Here is a 15157-nt window from a genome sequence, read left to right as displayed (position 1 = left end):
CTGATCTGCCGGGGGCGGCGATCAAATATGTCCGTCGGATCGAGGAGTTGATCCAATGCCCGGTGGCCCTGCTGTCGACCAGCCCGGAACGTGACGATACCATCCTCGTCACCGACCCTTTCGCGGATTGATCGCGCATGGGCCTGTCATACAAGGCGCGGCGGCGCTGGTCTCTGGTCTTGCTGCTGATCGGGTTGCCGCTTTATATCGCGGCGGCGCTGTTCGTGGTGTCGCTGTTTGAGCGCCCGCCATTCTGGCTGGAACTCCTAGTCTACATCTTCCTTGGGTTCTTGTGGATGCTGCCGTTCCGATTTGTGTTTCTGGGCATTGGCAAAGCCGACCCTGACCGCACAACGCAAAAGACCGGGGACTGACCCCGGCCTTTTGCGCTTTTGTTCCGGCTTATGCCTTGGCGGCTTTTTCCGCTTCGGCATAAAGTGGCGATGTCTCACTCAGCACAAAATGTCCATGTCGGGTTTTCTGCAAGCGGCCTTCGCGCAGCAGGGTGCCAAAGCTGCGCAGCACGGTTTCGCGATCCTCCTTCAACGCGGGCTTCATGGCATAGATATGGTCGACCATCGCCAGACGTGACACGTCGCTGCGCCCTTCGACATGCGCGCCATAAGCGGCGGCGGCCTCCAGCAGTTGCGGCAAATCCTCTGCGCCCAGCATTTCGACATAATCGGCAAAACTGGTGGCACCGGTGAAGATATTGGCGCCTTCGTCCTGATCGTCGTCATCGTCGTCATCGTGATCCGTCGACAGCGCAAGGCTGCCGCTGGCGACACGGCGCGGGCGCACCGGGGTGATATGGGTTTGCGCCGCATTCGGCTTGACGCGCGGCGTGTCGATGCGCTGTTCGGAGACCAGCATCAGGGGTGCCGGGCGTTCGGTTTGTGATGCTGCCGTGTCTGCCGTTGCGGGGCGCGGACGCACCACCCGTTCCAGATCGTTGCGGTAAGGGTTCATCCGCATTTCGTCGGTCGGGCCTTTGCCGCCGCCGGTTTTGCGATCGGCGACAGTCGCGGCAACGGCGGCCCTCAGATGGGCGATGGCCGACAGGCGGCGGCGGTTTTCCGGGCCTTGCAATTCAGTATTGGTCTGGTCGATCAGACGCTTCATGGAGGCGTCATCATCACCGGCCGGAAGGTCTTCGGACGCCAGGCGACGGGCCGACGCCGGGCGTTGCGGGCGCACTGGTGCTTTGGCTTCCGCTGGCGTTATTGTTGCCGGATCACCGCCAAGCGCCTTGGCAAGATCGCGTTCTGCGGCATCGCTGAGAGGGGCAGCGGGGGCTGCCACAGTCTCGCCACGCGTTTCGGCCAATTCGCGTTCCAGTTCCGCTTCCGCCTCGGCGGAAAGCGATGAGGCGGCGGTTGCCGCTTCTGGCGCGGCCTGTTCAGGTGTCGGCGCGCGGCGGATCTTGATGACCCGAGCGCGGGCGCGTTGCAGCCTGGCATCGGTTGCCGACGCGGCAGGTGTGACCACTTCGGTTTCAGGCGCTAATGTTGCGATGATTTTGGTTTCTGTGGTTTCGCTCGCGGAGTCTGGCGTCGCGACTTGCGGTTCTGCCCCGTCGGGTGCTGCCGCGAACCCGTCCCCGAAGGAGGTTTGCAGCGTGCCGAGGTCGGCGCTTTCGGCTGCCGGGGCCGGGGATTCAGCCGGAGTTTCCGGCGCGGCATCCATCAGGTTCAAATCGGCGAGATCATCGAGATCGTCCATGTCGCCGAGGTCATCTTCAAGTGCGGCATCATCCGCCACAACTTCTGTTTGCGGCGCAGGCTCCGCCATCGCGGCGGCGAGCGAAGACATCAGCGTGTCGTCGCCGTCGTTGTCCAGCGCGGTTTCCTGTTTGCCGGGCGGAATTTCAAACGTGTCGCCCGCAAAGTGGTCACCGAGGTCGTTGTCGTCTTCATCAAAGCCACCGGCAAGGGAGGCCAGCAAAGCGTCATCCGAAGAAATGCTGTCTTGCGCGGCGCGGGCCTCGGCTTCCGCCTTTTCAGCGGCCTCTGCCGTTGCGCGGGCCTCCGCTTCGGCCATCTCGGCGGCAGCGGCAGCTTTTGCGTCTTCTGCGGCTTGGGCTTCGGCTTTCGCACGGGCCTCGGCTTCTGCCTTTTCTACTGCATCCGCTTCGGCTTTTGCGCGCGCCGCCGCTTCTGTCTTTTCGGCAGCTTCCAATGCGGCTTTGGCGCGTGCCTCCGCTTCGGCCTTTTGCGCAGCTTCGGCTTCGGCGGCTGCGTTTTCAGCGGCTGCCGCTTTTGCCTCTGCATGGGCTTCGGTTTCTGCCTTCTCGGCAGCTTCCGCCTTCGCTTGCGCAGCGATCTCTGCCTGTGCTTCGGCAAATGCCGCAGCGATGCTTACCGGCGGGCGCGTGGTTTCACCGGAGGCGCGGGTTTCGGCCATGGCGTGGCGGATGCGTGACAGCTTTGCCGCCACGCTTTCGGAAATCGTGCTTTCTGAACCGGGCGCAGAGCCGGGTCCGCGCGCCGCACCATTGGCGTGCTGATCTTCGAACAGCGCATCCGGTGATCTGTCCAGGGGGGGGATGGCTGCGGCCTCGACCACGGCGTCATCGACCGGTGCTTCGACAACGGGCTTTCGCAGCGACGTTCTGGCGATCTGCGGCGCAGGTCTATCCGAATCGCTGGCGCGCAGGATCACGCCATTGTCCTCGATCTTGGCGTCCACCCGGCGATTCATTTCACGTTCGGCGATCTGATGAAGCATTGCCGCATCCGGCGTTGGCGGCTCCGCCCCGAAGTAGCGGTCATCCGCTGCCAGATCGCGGAAATACTCGGCAATCGCTGTCATCGTGTTGAAAGGTTCGTCGAACCCCTCCAGAGTACAGGAGAAAGTGCCGTAGGAGACCGTTAGAATCTTGCTCGCCCCAATCATCGGATGCTCGCCCTTTGTTACCAAACTGATGCCCCACATGACGGGTGGGAAGGTTCAATTCCGTGGACAGTTAGAGGTAATTTCAAGGATTGATTGTGTCCACTGCGCAGGATTGTGCCTTAATCTGGATACAGTATCGCGATGAAACAAGGAATTGTCGAATCCCTAACCGGGGTGACGCTGATCGCCGGTGGGCCGGTTGCCAAGCGCGATTTGACCGCAGCGCTGCGGCTGGCGCCGATGCTGGTTGCGGCGGATGGTGGCGCGGATCGCGCCTTGGCATTGGGGGCGGTGCCGGTGGCGGCAATCGGCGATATGGATTCGATTTCCGCTGCCGCGCGGGCGCGGATCGGGGCAGGGCTGTTTCCGGTTGAGGAACAGGAGAGCACCGATTTTGATAAGGCGCTGCGCCATATCCGCGCACCCTTCGTGCTGGCGGTGGGCTGCCTTGGCGGGCGGGTGGACCATGAATTGGCGGCTTTGTCGGTGCTGGTGCAGCGCCATGTGATGCCGTGCCTGCTGATCGGGCGGCAGGATGTGATTTTCGCCGCCCCGAGGGAAATGCAGATTGCGTTGCGGCGTGGTGACCGTTTCAGTCTGTTCCCACTTGCCTCGCTGCGCGGAGAGAGTGACGGCTTGCGCTGGCCGATTGCGGGCCTTGATTTCGCACCGGACCGGCGGATTGGCACGTCGAATGAGGCACTTGGCCCTGTCCGGTTGCGGATGGAGGCGCCGGGGATGCTGGTGATCGTGCCGCGCGGGCGGTTGCCTGCGGCTTTGGCGGCGCTGCTTGGTGCGATGGCGTGGGGTGGGGCTTAACCCGCCGTTCATCTGACACTGATAGACCAATCGGGCGCAGTTCCCGGCGCGTCGAAAGTGACAGAATTTCGCGCGGGATCAACATGACGACAAGCCCGCGCAGGCTGGGCGGTGACGGTTTTTGTTTTTTCATGTCCGCGATGCGGAAAGGATTATTTGCTTGTTGATACTCGCGCCGCAAAAACTGGTCGTACTGGAGGTGCCGAAAACCGGGTCATTGGCGCTCCGTACGATGTTGAAGCCGCATGTTTCCGCCGGACCGATGCCGGCGGCGCGGCATATCGGCGTTAACGGCTATCGTCGCAATCATGCCTTCGCGCTGGACTTGGCCTATGGTGGCAGGGTGGAAACGCTGGCAGTGGTGCGCGAACCGCTGCGCCGCTTGCAAAGCTGGTATCGTTACCGGATGCGGCACAACGTTGCGCATCTGCCGATCAGCACCCGAGGGATGGGGTTTGAGGCGTTCGTTTTGGCCTACCTTGCGCATCCGGCCCCGGCATTTGCCCGCGTCGGGCGTCAGGACCGATTTATCGGCTGGAAAGACGCGCGGGCGCGGGTCGACCATGTATTCGACTACATGCGGCTTGATCGGCTGGAGCGGTTTTTGTCGAGACGCCTGGCGCAAAAGCTGGTTCTGCCGGTCCGGAACGCCTCTCCGCAGGATGAGGCGTTGGATTATTCGCTGAGCGAGGCGGTGCTGACCCGGCTGTTACAGGCCAACGCGGCGGAGTTTGCGATGTACCGTGCCGTTCGCGGGGCCGGGCATCTGCGGCGCTCCGATGGGCGTTCAAACCCTAGCAATTCGGCACATTGACCGCCAAACCGCCCAGCGATGTTTCCTTGTATTTTTCATGCATATCCTGCCCGGTCTGGCGCATGGTCTCAATGCAGGCGTCAAGGCTGACAAGGTGCTGGCCATCGCCGCGCAGCGCCAGGGAGGCGGCAGACACCGCCTTGATCGCGCCGAGACCGTTGCGTTCGATGCAGGGCACCTGCACCAAGCCTTTCACCGGGTCGCAGGTCATGCCCAGATGATGCTCCAACGCGATTTCGGCGGCGTTTTCAACTTGTTCCGGGCTGCCACCCAGAACAGCGGCAAGCCCTGCGGCCCCCATCGCGGCAGCGGAACCGACCTCTGCCTGACAGCCGCATTCGGCCCCCGAAATGCTGGCGTTGTGCTTGCAAAGGCCGCCAATCGCGGCGGCGGTCAGCAGGAAATCGGCGACTTTCGCGGCGTTCGCCCCCGGCACATGGTCAAGGTAATAGCGGATCACCGCTGGCACCACGCCGGCTGCACCGTTGGTCGGCGCGGTCACAACCTGCCCCCCGGCGGCGTTTTCCTCATTCACCGCCATGGCGTAAAGCGACATCCAGTCGTTGATCACATGCGGCGCGGTCATGTTCAGCCCACGTTCGGCGATGAGTTGGTCGTGAATTCCCTTCGCTCGCCTGCGCACTTTCAAGCCGCCGGGAAGGATGCCGCGGCCTTCCATGCCGCGATTGATGCAATCATTCATCACTTGCCAGACGCGGGCAATGCCGTTGTCCAAATCTTCGGCACTGCGAAACCGCAACTCATTGCGGCGTTTCATCTGCGCGATGGTCAGGCCGGATTGTTTGGCCATTTCAAGCATTTCCGCGCCGTTCTGAAATGGAAAAGGCACATCTGAACGCGCGTCGGCTTTCAGCTTGCCCGCCGCTTCCAATTCTTTCGCGGTCAACACAAAGCCGCCGCCGATGGAGTAATAGGTTTCCGAGAGGATCACATCGCCTTGCGCATCAGTCGCGCGGATCACCATGCCGTTCGCGTGTCCGGGCAGGTTGGGGCCATAGTCGAACACCAGATCGCTGCCGGGGTCGAATTTCAAGCCGCCAAGACCCGGCGCATCAATGGTTTTGCTGTCCTTGATCGCGGCCAGAATCGCCTCGGCCTGCGTCGCGTCATAGGTTTCCGGGCGCAAGCCCGCAAGCCCAAGAATGGTGGCGCGGTCCGTGGCATGACCAACGCCGGTGAAGGCGAGCGAGCCATGCAGCGTTGCCTTCAGCCCATGCGCGTGAAACGGGCTGCCCCGCAGCAATTCCAGGAACCTAGCACCGGCAACCATCGGCCCCATCGTGTGTGATGAAGAGGGGCCAATCCCCAGTTTGAACATATCAAGGACGGAAAGAAACATGGGCGCGCTTTCAGCTATAAGGACGTGTTCGTGCCGCGAAGACGGTCATCGGCGGTTACCCCGCGCAAATGGGCGATACCACAGTATTGCGTACCAATCCGGCGTGGCACAATACTCATCTATGGTCGTCCTTTTGGCTTTGGCTTTAGCTCAGGGATACAAGGTTGAGCACAAAACACTCGATAGGAAAGCGACATTTTCCAACGGTTCGCGGCAAGACTGTAACCCAATTTTAACGATGGATGTGGAACATAGAGCGAACGAAAGGGGCTGATATGGGCTTGGTTCTTTGGCTCTGGCAGGTTTTGGCGTGGCTAGGGCCGCGCGATTGCGCTACTCGGAATGATGTCGGGTCGGGGTTTCGGGCTTGGATGCACGATGCAAAAGCGTGCGCTTTACAGGCGAAAGCGGCAATTTGCCCGGAACTCAAGGCATTTGCCCCCTCGCCCCCCGCGCGCGGCTCCCCTATAAGCGATGGGGTAGTGACAGTGGAGACGGAACATGGCGGCAGAGCTTTCCCCGATCGACAAGGCGAAATTCCTCGCGGCGAAACGCGCGGTCGGCTATGTCGAGAACGGCATGAAGCTGGGGCTCGGCACCGGGTCTACGGCCGCATGGATGGTGCGCTGTCTGGCGGAACGGGTCCGCGAGGAGGGCTTGCGCGTCACCGGTGTTCCCACCTCCAGCCGCACGGCGGAACTGGCGCGCAGCCTTGGCATTCCGGTCACCTCACTGGATGAGGCGCGCTGGCTTGACCTGACAATTGACGGCGCGGATGAGTTTGACCCCGAGTTGAACCTGATCAAGGGCGGTGGGGCGGCACTTTTGCAGGAAAAGATCGTCGCGACCGCCAGTGACCAGATGATCGTGATCGCCGATGCCGCCAAGGAGGTGGCACAACTGGGCGCGTTTCCCTTGCCGGTGGAGGTGATTCCCTTCGGCTGGCAGACCACAAAGGCGCTGATCGAGGAATTGCTGCAATCCATGGATGTGATGGCGCGTGAATGCAGTTTGCGGATGAATGGTGATGCACCCCTGATCACGGATGAGGCGAACTACATCATCGACCTGCATCTGAAGCGGATCGGCAACCCGCGCCAACTGGCGCTGGTGCTGAACCAGATTCCCGGCGTGGTCGAAAATGGGCTGTTCATTGATATCTGCGATATCGTGGTGATCGGGCACCCGGATGGCCGGGTGATCGTGCGCGACATCAACTCCGGCGAGACGGCGGATGAGCGGGTGGAATTCGCGCCCAGCGACAATATCTTCGCCGATCTGGGGGATTGAGCGGTGGCGTTTGACTATGATTTGTTTGTCATCGGCGGCGGTTCGGGGGGCGTTCGGGCTGCCCGGATCGCGGCCGGGACGCATGGCGCCAAAGTGGCGCTGGCGGAAGAATACCGCATGGGCGGCACCTGTGTCATTCGCGGCTGTGTGCCGAAAAAACTGATGGTCTATGCCTCGGAATATTCGGGGCTGGTTTCGGATGCGCAAAGCTATGGCTGGGATGCGACGGTTGGTGCCTTCGACTGGTACAGCTTTCGCGGCAAGCTGGATGCGGAATTGGACCGGCTCGAAAAGGCCTATCGTAGCGGGCTTTCGGGCGCGGGCGTGACGGTGTTCGACTGCCGTGCGGTGCTGGTGGATGGGCATTGCGTGGGGTTGGCCGATGGGCAGGTGATCCGCGCGAAACACATCCTTGTTGCGACCGGCGGCGCGCCTTTCGTGCCAGCGTTTCCGGGCAGCGAACTGGCGATCACCTCGAATGAGATTTTCAGGCTGGAGGCTTTGCCGAATCGGGTTCTGATTGTCGGCGGTGGCTATATCGCGTCGGAGTTTGCCTGCATCCTCAACGGGATGGGCTGCGAAGTTGCGCAATACTATCGCGGACCGCAAATCCTGCGCGGCTTTGACGACGAGGCGCGCAACCATGTCGCCGACGCAATGCGAGTGGCGGGGGTGGATATCCAGTGCAATACGGATGTGGCCCGGCTGGAAGCCTGCGCTGACGGTATTCGCGCGATGGCAGAGGACGGTAGCGCGGGGGTGTTTGACAAGGTGCTTTTCGCCACCGGGCGCAACCCTAATTCGGCCGGTCTGGGGCTGGAGGCGCTGGGGGTCGAACTGGGTCGCAACGGGCAGATCGTGGTTGATGGATTCAGCCAGACTGCCGTGCCGTCGATTTTTGCGGTCGGCGATGTGACTGACCGCATCGCCCTGACCCCGGTTGCGATCCGCGAAGGCCACGCCTTTGCCGACACGGTTTTCGGCGGCTTGCGCCGCAAGGTCGATCACAGCCTTTTCGCCTCGGCGGTGTTCACGCAGCCGGAAATCGGCACGATTGGCCTGACTGAGGAAGCCGCGCGCGACAGCGAAGCGATTGAGGTTTACGCCGCCAATTTCCGCCCGATGCGAACCGCCTTTGCCGGGCGTGATGACAAGGCGCTGATGAAGCTGATCGTCAGCCAGAAATCCCGCAAGGTGCTGGGCTGCCATATCGTCGGCCCCGGTGCGGGAGAGATGATCCAGCTTGTGGCAATCGCGGTTACGATGGGGGCCACGAAGGAGCAGTTTGACGCGACGATTGCGGTACATCCGACGATGGCCGAGGAATTGGTGACGATGCGCAGCCTTGTTCGACAGGGTTAAGGCACGGCAGCGGTTGAATTTCTGGTGCAAACCACCAGTTAACACAGAACGAAACAGGATAGGGTTATTGAGATGGCAGGAAGCGGAGGCCCATGGGGCGGCGGCGGTGGCGGCAACCGGGGCGATAATGGCAACGGGGAGGACGACCGCAAGAACGGCGGCAGGCGTCCGGGCAATGATGGGCCACAGATTCCTGAAATCGAAGAAATCATGAAAAAGGGGCAGGAGCAGTTGCGTGTCCTGATGGGCGGGCGCGGCGGTGGCAACCGTCGCGGTGGCGGTCCAGGTTCTGGCGGCGGCGGCATGGGGCCGATTTTCACCAAGCAAGGTTTGGCGATTGGCGCGCTTTTGGCGGCAGGGCTTTGGGCCTATGCCTCGTTTTATTCGGTGAAACCGGAAGAACGCTCGGTGGAGTTGTTTTTGGGCAAGTTTTCGGCCATTGGTAACCCCGGTCTGAACTTTGCGCCTTGGCCTTTTGTAACGGCGGAAATCGTGCAGGTGACGGGGGAGCGGCAAACCGATGTCGGCACCGGCAAGGGCGGGACACTTGACAGCGGGCTGATGCTGACGCGCGACCAGAACATTGTGGACATCGAATTTCAGATTGTCTGGAACGTGTCGGATCCGGCGCATTACCTGTTCAATCTGGCCGATCCGGCGGACACGCTGCGCGCGGTGTCGGAATCAGCGATGCGCGATATTATTGCACGATCAGAACTGGCGCCGGTGTTGAACCGCGACCGGGGGTTGATTGCCTCCGATCTGCAAGCGGCGGTGCAAGGCACGCTGGACAGCTATGAGGCCGGGATCAACGTGGTGCGGGTGAACTTCGACAAGGCCGACCCGCCGCGCGAAGTGATCGACAGTTTCCGCGAAGTGCAGGCGGCACAGCAGCAGCGCGACCGATTGGAGAAAGAGGCGGATGCCTATGCCAATAAGGTCACCGCAGCGGCACGCGGCGAATCGGCGCAGTTGACCGAAGAGGCCGAAGGCTACCGCGCCCGCGTGGTCAATGACGCCGAAGGCGAGGCGAGCCGTTTCAACTCTGTCTATGAGGAATATGTCAAAGCGCCGGAAGTGACCCGCCGCCGGATGTATCTGGAAACCATGGAAACCGTTTTGGGCGGCATGAACAAGGTGATCCTCGACGGCGTTTCAGGCGGGGAGGCAGGGCAAGGCGTTGTGCCCTATCTGCCGCTGAACCAACTGACACCGGCGCCGACCGCGCCGAAACCCGCGACAGGGGGGACGAACTGATGAACAGAACCGCACTCATATTGCCGGCGATTGCCGTGCTCGGCGCGTTGCTTTTGTCATCCGTCTTTATCGTGGATGAGCGGGAGAAAGTGCTTGTCCTGCAATTCGGACAGGTGAAGGCGATCAAGGAAGACCCCGGCCTGGGCTTCAAAATCCCGTTCATTCAGGATGTTGTGCGCTATGATGGCCGGATTCTGGGCCTGTTGACGCAACCTTTGGAAGTGACGCCGCTCGATGATCGTCGCCTTGTGGTTGACGCTTTCGCGCGTTGGCGGATCGTGGAGTTGAAAACCTTCCGCGAGGCCGTCGGCACCGAAGGGGTCCGCGCGGCTCAGGTCCGGATTGAGCGGATTTTGAACGCCGCAATCCGGCAGGTTCTGGGTTCGGTTCCGTCGCAGCGGGTGTTGTCGGAGGACCGGACGCAATTGATGAACCAGATCCGCGATCAGGCCCGGCGGCAGGCGCTCAGCCTTGGCGTGGATGTGGTCGATGTGCGGTTGACCCGCACCGATTTGCCGGAACAGAACTTGGCTGCGACCTATGCAAGGATGCGGGCGGAACGGGAACGCGAAGCCGCCGATGAGGTCGCGCGGGGTAACGAAGCCGCACAACGGGTTCGCGCCAGTGCGGACCGAACCGTGGTGGAGTTGACCTCGCAAGCGCGCAAGGAGGCGGAGGTGATCCGCGGTGAGGCGGACGCGCAACGAAACGCGATCTATGCCGATGCCTTCGGCAAGGATCCCGAGTTTTTCGCCTTCACCCGTTCGCTCACCAGCTATGAACGCGCTTTGAAGGGGACCAATTCGTCGATGGTGATGCAGCCCGACAGCCAGTTCTTTGAATACCTGCGCGGGGACACGGCACCGGAAGCCGCGCCCAAGCCATCGCAATAGGTCTGTTGACAGACAGGGGCGCGGTTTGGGTTCAAACCGCGCCCCTGTCATTTCGGGGTTTGGGTGGTACGAAGCGGCCGGATGACAAATGCGTTCACATGCAATTGAGCTTGCGCGACTTTGTTTGAATTGCGGTTCACTTGGCGTAAGTTCAGGGTGAGTGCCGAAAGACGCCGCGCCGCATTTCAGGGGGCTGTGGGTTTTCTGAACACATGAAGGGGAGTTTCGAGTGCAACAGACAAGCTATTTTCCGGCCACGCGCAGAGATGAGAGCTCGCAAGGTGCTGTGATGCGCGGGTTGACCGCCTTGGTTTTGGGGGCCGCTTTGGTTCTGGGACCGGCCAATTTCGCCGAGGCGCGGGGTGCGCCCGACAGTTTCGCCGATCTGGCTGAAAGCATCAGCCCATCGGTGGTCAATATCACCACCTCCACCACAATCGCGGCCAGCACCGAGGCCGGGCCGCAAGTGCCGCCCGGATCACCGTTTGAGGATTTCTTCAAGGATTTCATGGATCGCAACGGTCAGGGCGACAACAAACCCCGCCGGTCGGAGGCGTTGGGGTCCGGCTTCGTGATCTCGGAAGATGGCTACATCGTCACCAATAACCATGTGATCGACAAGGCCGATGAGATCGAGATCGAGTTCTTCAACGGCAAACGACTGGATGCGAAACTTGTCGGCACCGACCCGAAAACCGACATTGCGCTTCTGAAAGTGGAAAGCGACACGCCGCTTCCTTTCGTGCCGTTCGGCAACTCCGACCTGATGCGCGTTGGCGATTGGGTTCTGGCAATGGGCAACCCGCTGGGGCAGGGGTTTTCTGTCTCCTCCGGGATCGTTTCGGCGCGCGGGCGGGCGCTTTCGGGCACTTATGACGACTATCTGCAAACCGATGCTGCGATCAACAAAGGCAACTCCGGCGGGCCGCTGTTCAATATGGACGGACAGGTGATCGGGGTGAACACTGCGATCCTGTCGCCGACAGGTGGCTCCATCGGGATTGGGTTCTCGATGGCGTCGAACGTGGTCAGCAAGGTGGTTGCCCAGTTGAAGGAATTTGGCGAAACCCGGCGCGGCTGGCTTGGCGTGCGCATTCAGGATGTGACGCAAGACGTGGCCGAAGCGATGGGGCTTGCCGATGCCAAAGGCGCGTTGATCACCGATGTTCCGGATGGCCCGGCCAAGGATGCGGGCATGATGTCGGGTGATGTCATCACCTCATTCGATGGCTCTCCGGTCGCGGACACGCGCGAATTGGTGCGCCGGGTTGCGGATGCGCCGGTGGGCGAAGCGGTGCGGGTGATCGTGCTGCGCGATGGCAAGACCGAAACGCTGTCGGTGACGCTGGGACGGCGTGAAACGTCCGAGGAGCAACCGGTTGCGACCACTGCCGAAAAGGCACCCGACGCCGCGACGGCCGATGTGCTGGGCCTGACCGTGCAGCCCTTGACCGAGGATGAAGCCAAGGCGTTGGGGTTGGATGCCACGGCGCAGGGGCTTGCCGTGGTCGCCGTGGATGAGCTGTCGGAAGCGTTTGCCAAGGGGCTGCGGGTCGGCGATGTCATCACCGAGGCCGGGCAACAAAAGGTTGTGCGCGTCAGCGATCTGAAAGACCGGATCGAGGAAGCGCGCAATGCAGGCCGCAAATCCCTGCTGCTACTGATCCGACGCGGTGGTGATCCGCGCTTCGTGGCACTGTCGGTCGACAAGTAAGCGATTGGTTTCCAGGTAGAAAGGGGCGGCGAGGGAAACCTGCCGCCCTTTTTCTATGTCGCGCTTTCGCGGGATTTACTGGCAGCCATGGTGCGGCGAAGGTTGCTGCCTTCAGAACCGGAACTCCCCCGGCGCGACGCCAAGTCTGCGGGCGGCGGCCAGTGACAGCCGGTCACTCGCCAGTCCCAACGGCTCTTGATACAGCCGGATCGCATGGCGCGTCGCCGCGTCCAGTTGACCGGTCAGCGCCCCGGTGTAGTACCCGCGCGCTTTCAGCGCCCGTTGCAGCGTCGCGACAAAATCGAGCGTCACATCCTCCGGGCAGGGACTGCGGAACCAGACCTCGCGCCGATCCTCTACGATGCGCTGCGAAGTTTCGGTCCGAAACGCCGCCGCCTGGGTCACCGTACCATCGGGACCGCGCTCCTCCGGTCGTACCAGCACCTGTTCGGTTACGGTTTCGATAATCGCGGGAATGGTGTCGTCGGCCCAGCAAATTCCCGCCGTTTCCTTCGGCGGCTTCGGGCCGGTCTTGGCCACCAGTTCGGCGCGCAGCGACGCCGACTCTTTCGGCGGCAGGGTGGATTGGCAGGCCATCAAGGCCGCTGTCAGGCTCAACAAAATCGCGGGTCGCTGCATCGGGCGCTCATGTCTTGGGGCACTCATCGGGCGGAGCATGGGTCTTCGTTTGCACAGTAGCTTCATTTGCACCGAAGGAAAGCCGCCGCCGGGCCATGCCGCCACAGCGTTGCAAATTGGGCGCGACGAAAGGCGGCACACCGGACAGGCTGGCAAAAGCGCGCGCGATACCCTAAATCAGCTTGAACAGTTTTAAAACGGCGCGACGGAACAAGAGGCGAGCATGGCAAAGATTACCTACGTTGAATATGGCGGCAAAGAGCATGTGGTGGAGGTGAAGACCGGGCTGACCGTGATGGAAGGCGCGCGCGACAATGGCATTCCGGGGATCGAGGCGGATTGTGGCGGTGCCTGCGCCTGTTCGACCTGCCACGTCTATGTTGACCCGGCCTGGGTCGACAAATTGCCACCGAAAGACGGCATGGAGGAGGATATGCTCGATTTCGCCTATGAACCGGACCCGGCGCGGTCGCGTCTGACCTGTCAGTTGAAGGTGAGCGATGCGCTGGACGGGCTGCGGGTGCAGATGCCGGAAAAGCAAATATAAAACAGATATAGAGGGCGTTTCGCGTTCTATTTTCAGTGGTGTTACACGGCTGCTTTCTGGGTCACTTGCCGGCTGGTTTCAAGCCGGCGGCGGGTGCTGGCCCGGCCAATCCGTTGCCTCGTGATAGGCTTCCCCCATCGCCAATATCGCCGCATCTGCCCCCGAACGGCCGATCAGTTGCACCCCCATCGGCAAGCCGGCATCGCCAAACCCTGCAGGCAGCGCCAGGGCAGGCACGCCGGCAAGGCTCGCAGGCACCACCACCTCCATCCAGCGGTGATAGGTGTCCATCTTCCGTCCGTTGATCGCCTCGGGCCAGCGCCACTCCACCGGGAACGGCCAGACCTGTGCGGAGGGCAGCACCAGCGCATCGAACCGGTCAAACAGGGCCGCAGCAACAGCATACCAGCGCGACCGGATCACCGAGGCGTCGTAAACCGCTTGCGCCGACAGCGACAGCCCCTGCTCGATCTCCCAAATGGTTTCTGGTTTGGTCAAGGCCCGGCTCTCGGCATCCTCGTAAAGCGCGCGTTTTCCCCCCGCGCTGAGCATCGCGCGTAGTGTGATCCACGACTGCCAAAGCTTCTCAGCAGGGAAGGGCGGTGCCAACACCTCTACCACTGCACCCAAATCCTCAAACACCCGCAAAGCGGATTCCGATTGTGCCAAAATCCCCGGCTCCATCGCATAAGCCCCGCCCCAATCGCCAAGCCAGCCGATGCGCTTGCCCCGCATATCGGCTTGCGGCGTGGCAAATGCGGCGTTTCGGCCAAAGGGAACAGCCGGATTCTCGCCCGCCTGTACCGACAACAGCAGCGCCAGATCGGCGATGTCGCGTGCCATCGGACCTTCGGTTGCCAAAGTCGCGAGAAACGTATCGCCGACCGCATCGGCAGGCACCAGCCCCCAGGTCGGGCGAAAGCCATAGACATTGCAAAACGCCGCCGGGTTGCGCAGTGATCCCATCATGTCCGACCCATCGGCAACAGGCACCATCCTTGCCGCCAGCGCCGCCGCGGCGCCACCGGATGACCCGCCCGCCGTGCGCCCCAAGTCATAAGGGTTGCGCGTCACCCCATGCACCGGGTTGAACGAATGTGAGCCTTGCCCCCATTCCGGCGTATTGGTCTTGCCGATGAAAATCGCCCCCGCCGCCCGCATCCGTGCGGCCAAAAGATCATCCGCCACCGGCACATGATCGGCAAAAACCGGGGAGCCATAGGTCGTGCGCAACCCCTTCACCGCCACCAGATCCTTGACCGCCAGCGGCAACCCGTGCAACGCCCCGCGCGACGGTGCCGCATCCGCCGCCGCCGCCTCAAACAACAAGCCCTCCCGATCACGCAAACTGACAATCGCATTCAATGCGCCATTCGTCGCCGCGATCCGTTCCAGATGATCGGCCATCACCTCAACGCAAGACGCCTCCCTCCGTGCGATCAGCGCCAACAGATCAACCGCAGACCGATCCGACAAACGCATCCCTTGTCCTTCATCTTGGTGAAAATACCTTGGGGGGTGTGATTTTGGCCAAAGACCAAAATCGCTTTGGGGGGCAACGCCCCCC

Annotated in this window: 14 protein-coding genes; 10 read left to right on the top strand and 4 right to left on the bottom strand. The window is 61.9% G+C overall.

What is annotated here, in order from left to right; genetic code table 11:
- Both L0H65_RS04500 and L0H65_RS04495 read left to right on the top strand, forming a co-directional pair.
- Positions 1 to 131 (top strand): adenylosuccinate synthetase (locus L0H65_RS04500; protein ID WP_301457638.1); only part of this gene is annotated, 131 nt, incomplete at its 5' end.
- A 6-nt stretch (positions 132 to 137) separates the two neighbouring features.
- Entirely contained in the window at positions 138 to 374 is a 237-nt protein-coding gene (locus L0H65_RS04495) for a DUF2842 domain-containing protein (RefSeq protein WP_301457637.1), read from the top strand.
- Positions 375 to 402: 28 nt separating this feature from the next.
- On the opposite strand, the gene L0H65_RS04490 is transcribed toward L0H65_RS04495, so the two are convergent.
- Positions 403 to 2895: a hypothetical protein gene (locus L0H65_RS04490; protein ID WP_301457636.1), complete on the bottom strand. Its 2493-nt coding sequence runs from the start codon at positions 2893 to 2895 to the stop codon at positions 403 to 405.
- A 141-nt stretch (positions 2896 to 3036) separates the two neighbouring features.
- Here L0H65_RS04490 and L0H65_RS04485 point away from each other — a divergent pair, with 141 nt between their 5' ends.
- A complete protein-coding gene (locus L0H65_RS04485) occupies positions 3037 to 3714 on the top strand; it encodes a thiamine diphosphokinase (protein ID WP_301457635.1) in 678 nt (225 codons plus the stop codon).
- Between the two features lie 160 nt (positions 3715 to 3874).
- Entirely contained in the window at positions 3875 to 4528 is a 654-nt protein-coding gene (locus tag L0H65_RS04480; protein ID WP_301457634.1) for a gamma-glutamyl kinase, read from the top strand.
- Here the strand turns inward: L0H65_RS04480 and L0H65_RS04475 are convergent.
- Positions 4509 to 5888 carry an L-serine ammonia-lyase gene (locus L0H65_RS04475; RefSeq protein WP_301457633.1) on the bottom strand — a complete coding sequence of 460 codons (1380 nt, stop codon included), beginning with the start codon at positions 5886 to 5888 and terminating at the stop codon, positions 4509 to 4511. The genes L0H65_RS04480 and L0H65_RS04475 overlap by 20 nt on opposite strands.
- Positions 5889 to 6389: 501 nt before the next feature.
- Between L0H65_RS04475 and rpiA the strand changes: the two genes are divergently transcribed.
- The 5 genes from rpiA to L0H65_RS04450 all read left to right on the top strand — a co-directional run bounded on the left by rpiA (position 6390) and on the right by L0H65_RS04450 (position 12404).
- Positions 6390 to 7178 (top strand): ribose-5-phosphate isomerase RpiA, encoded by a 789-nt coding sequence (rpiA, locus tag L0H65_RS04470; RefSeq protein ID WP_301457632.1) that lies wholly within the window; start codon positions 6390 to 6392, stop codon positions 7176 to 7178.
- Between the two features lie 3 nt (positions 7179 to 7181).
- The gene (gor, locus tag L0H65_RS04465) at positions 7182 to 8540 is read left to right on the top strand and encodes a glutathione-disulfide reductase (protein ID WP_301457631.1); all 1359 of its coding nucleotides are present in this window, start codon (positions 7182 to 7184) and stop codon (positions 8538 to 8540) included.
- Between the two features lie 72 nt (positions 8541 to 8612).
- Complete coding sequence (hflK, locus tag L0H65_RS04460) at positions 8613 to 9797, top strand: FtsH protease activity modulator HflK (protein WP_301457630.1); 1185 nt, start codon at positions 8613 to 8615, stop codon at positions 9795 to 9797.
- Entirely contained in the window at positions 9797 to 10690 is an 894-nt protein-coding gene (gene hflC / locus L0H65_RS04455) for a protease modulator HflC (RefSeq protein ID WP_301457629.1), read from the top strand. Before hflK ends, hflC begins: the two co-directional genes overlap by 1 nt.
- Before the next feature lie 289 nt (positions 10691 to 10979).
- Positions 10980 to 12404 carry a Do family serine endopeptidase gene (locus tag L0H65_RS04450; RefSeq protein WP_301457628.1) on the top strand — a complete coding sequence of 475 codons (1425 nt, stop codon included), beginning with the start codon at positions 10980 to 10982 and terminating at the stop codon, positions 12402 to 12404.
- Between the two features lie 111 nt (positions 12405 to 12515).
- Here L0H65_RS04450 and L0H65_RS04445 read toward each other — a convergent pair whose 3' ends face one another.
- Positions 12516 to 13043 (bottom strand): peptidoglycan-binding domain-containing protein, encoded by a 528-nt coding sequence (locus tag L0H65_RS04445; protein ID WP_301457627.1) that lies wholly within the window; start codon positions 13041 to 13043, stop codon positions 12516 to 12518.
- A gap of 223 nt (positions 13044 to 13266) precedes the next feature.
- Between L0H65_RS04445 and L0H65_RS04440 the strand changes: the two genes are divergently transcribed.
- A complete protein-coding gene (locus L0H65_RS04440; protein WP_301457626.1) occupies positions 13267 to 13590 on the top strand; it encodes a 2Fe-2S iron-sulfur cluster-binding protein in 324 nt (107 codons plus the stop codon).
- Between the two features lie 78 nt (positions 13591 to 13668).
- Here the strand turns inward: L0H65_RS04440 and L0H65_RS04435 are convergent, their stop codons facing one another.
- Entirely contained in the window at positions 13669 to 15072 is a 1404-nt protein-coding gene (locus L0H65_RS04435) for an amidase (RefSeq protein ID WP_301457625.1), read from the bottom strand.
- Between the last annotated feature and the right edge of the window lie 85 nt (positions 15073 to 15157).

Origin of the sequence: Pseudorhodobacter sp., assembly GCF_030452865.1 — a bacterium.
Classification (GTDB): domain Bacteria; phylum Pseudomonadota; class Alphaproteobacteria; order Rhodobacterales; family Rhodobacteraceae; genus Pseudorhodobacter.
Note: the sequence above shows the minus strand (reverse complement) of the source record. Positions and strands in the feature narration are given on the sequence as shown.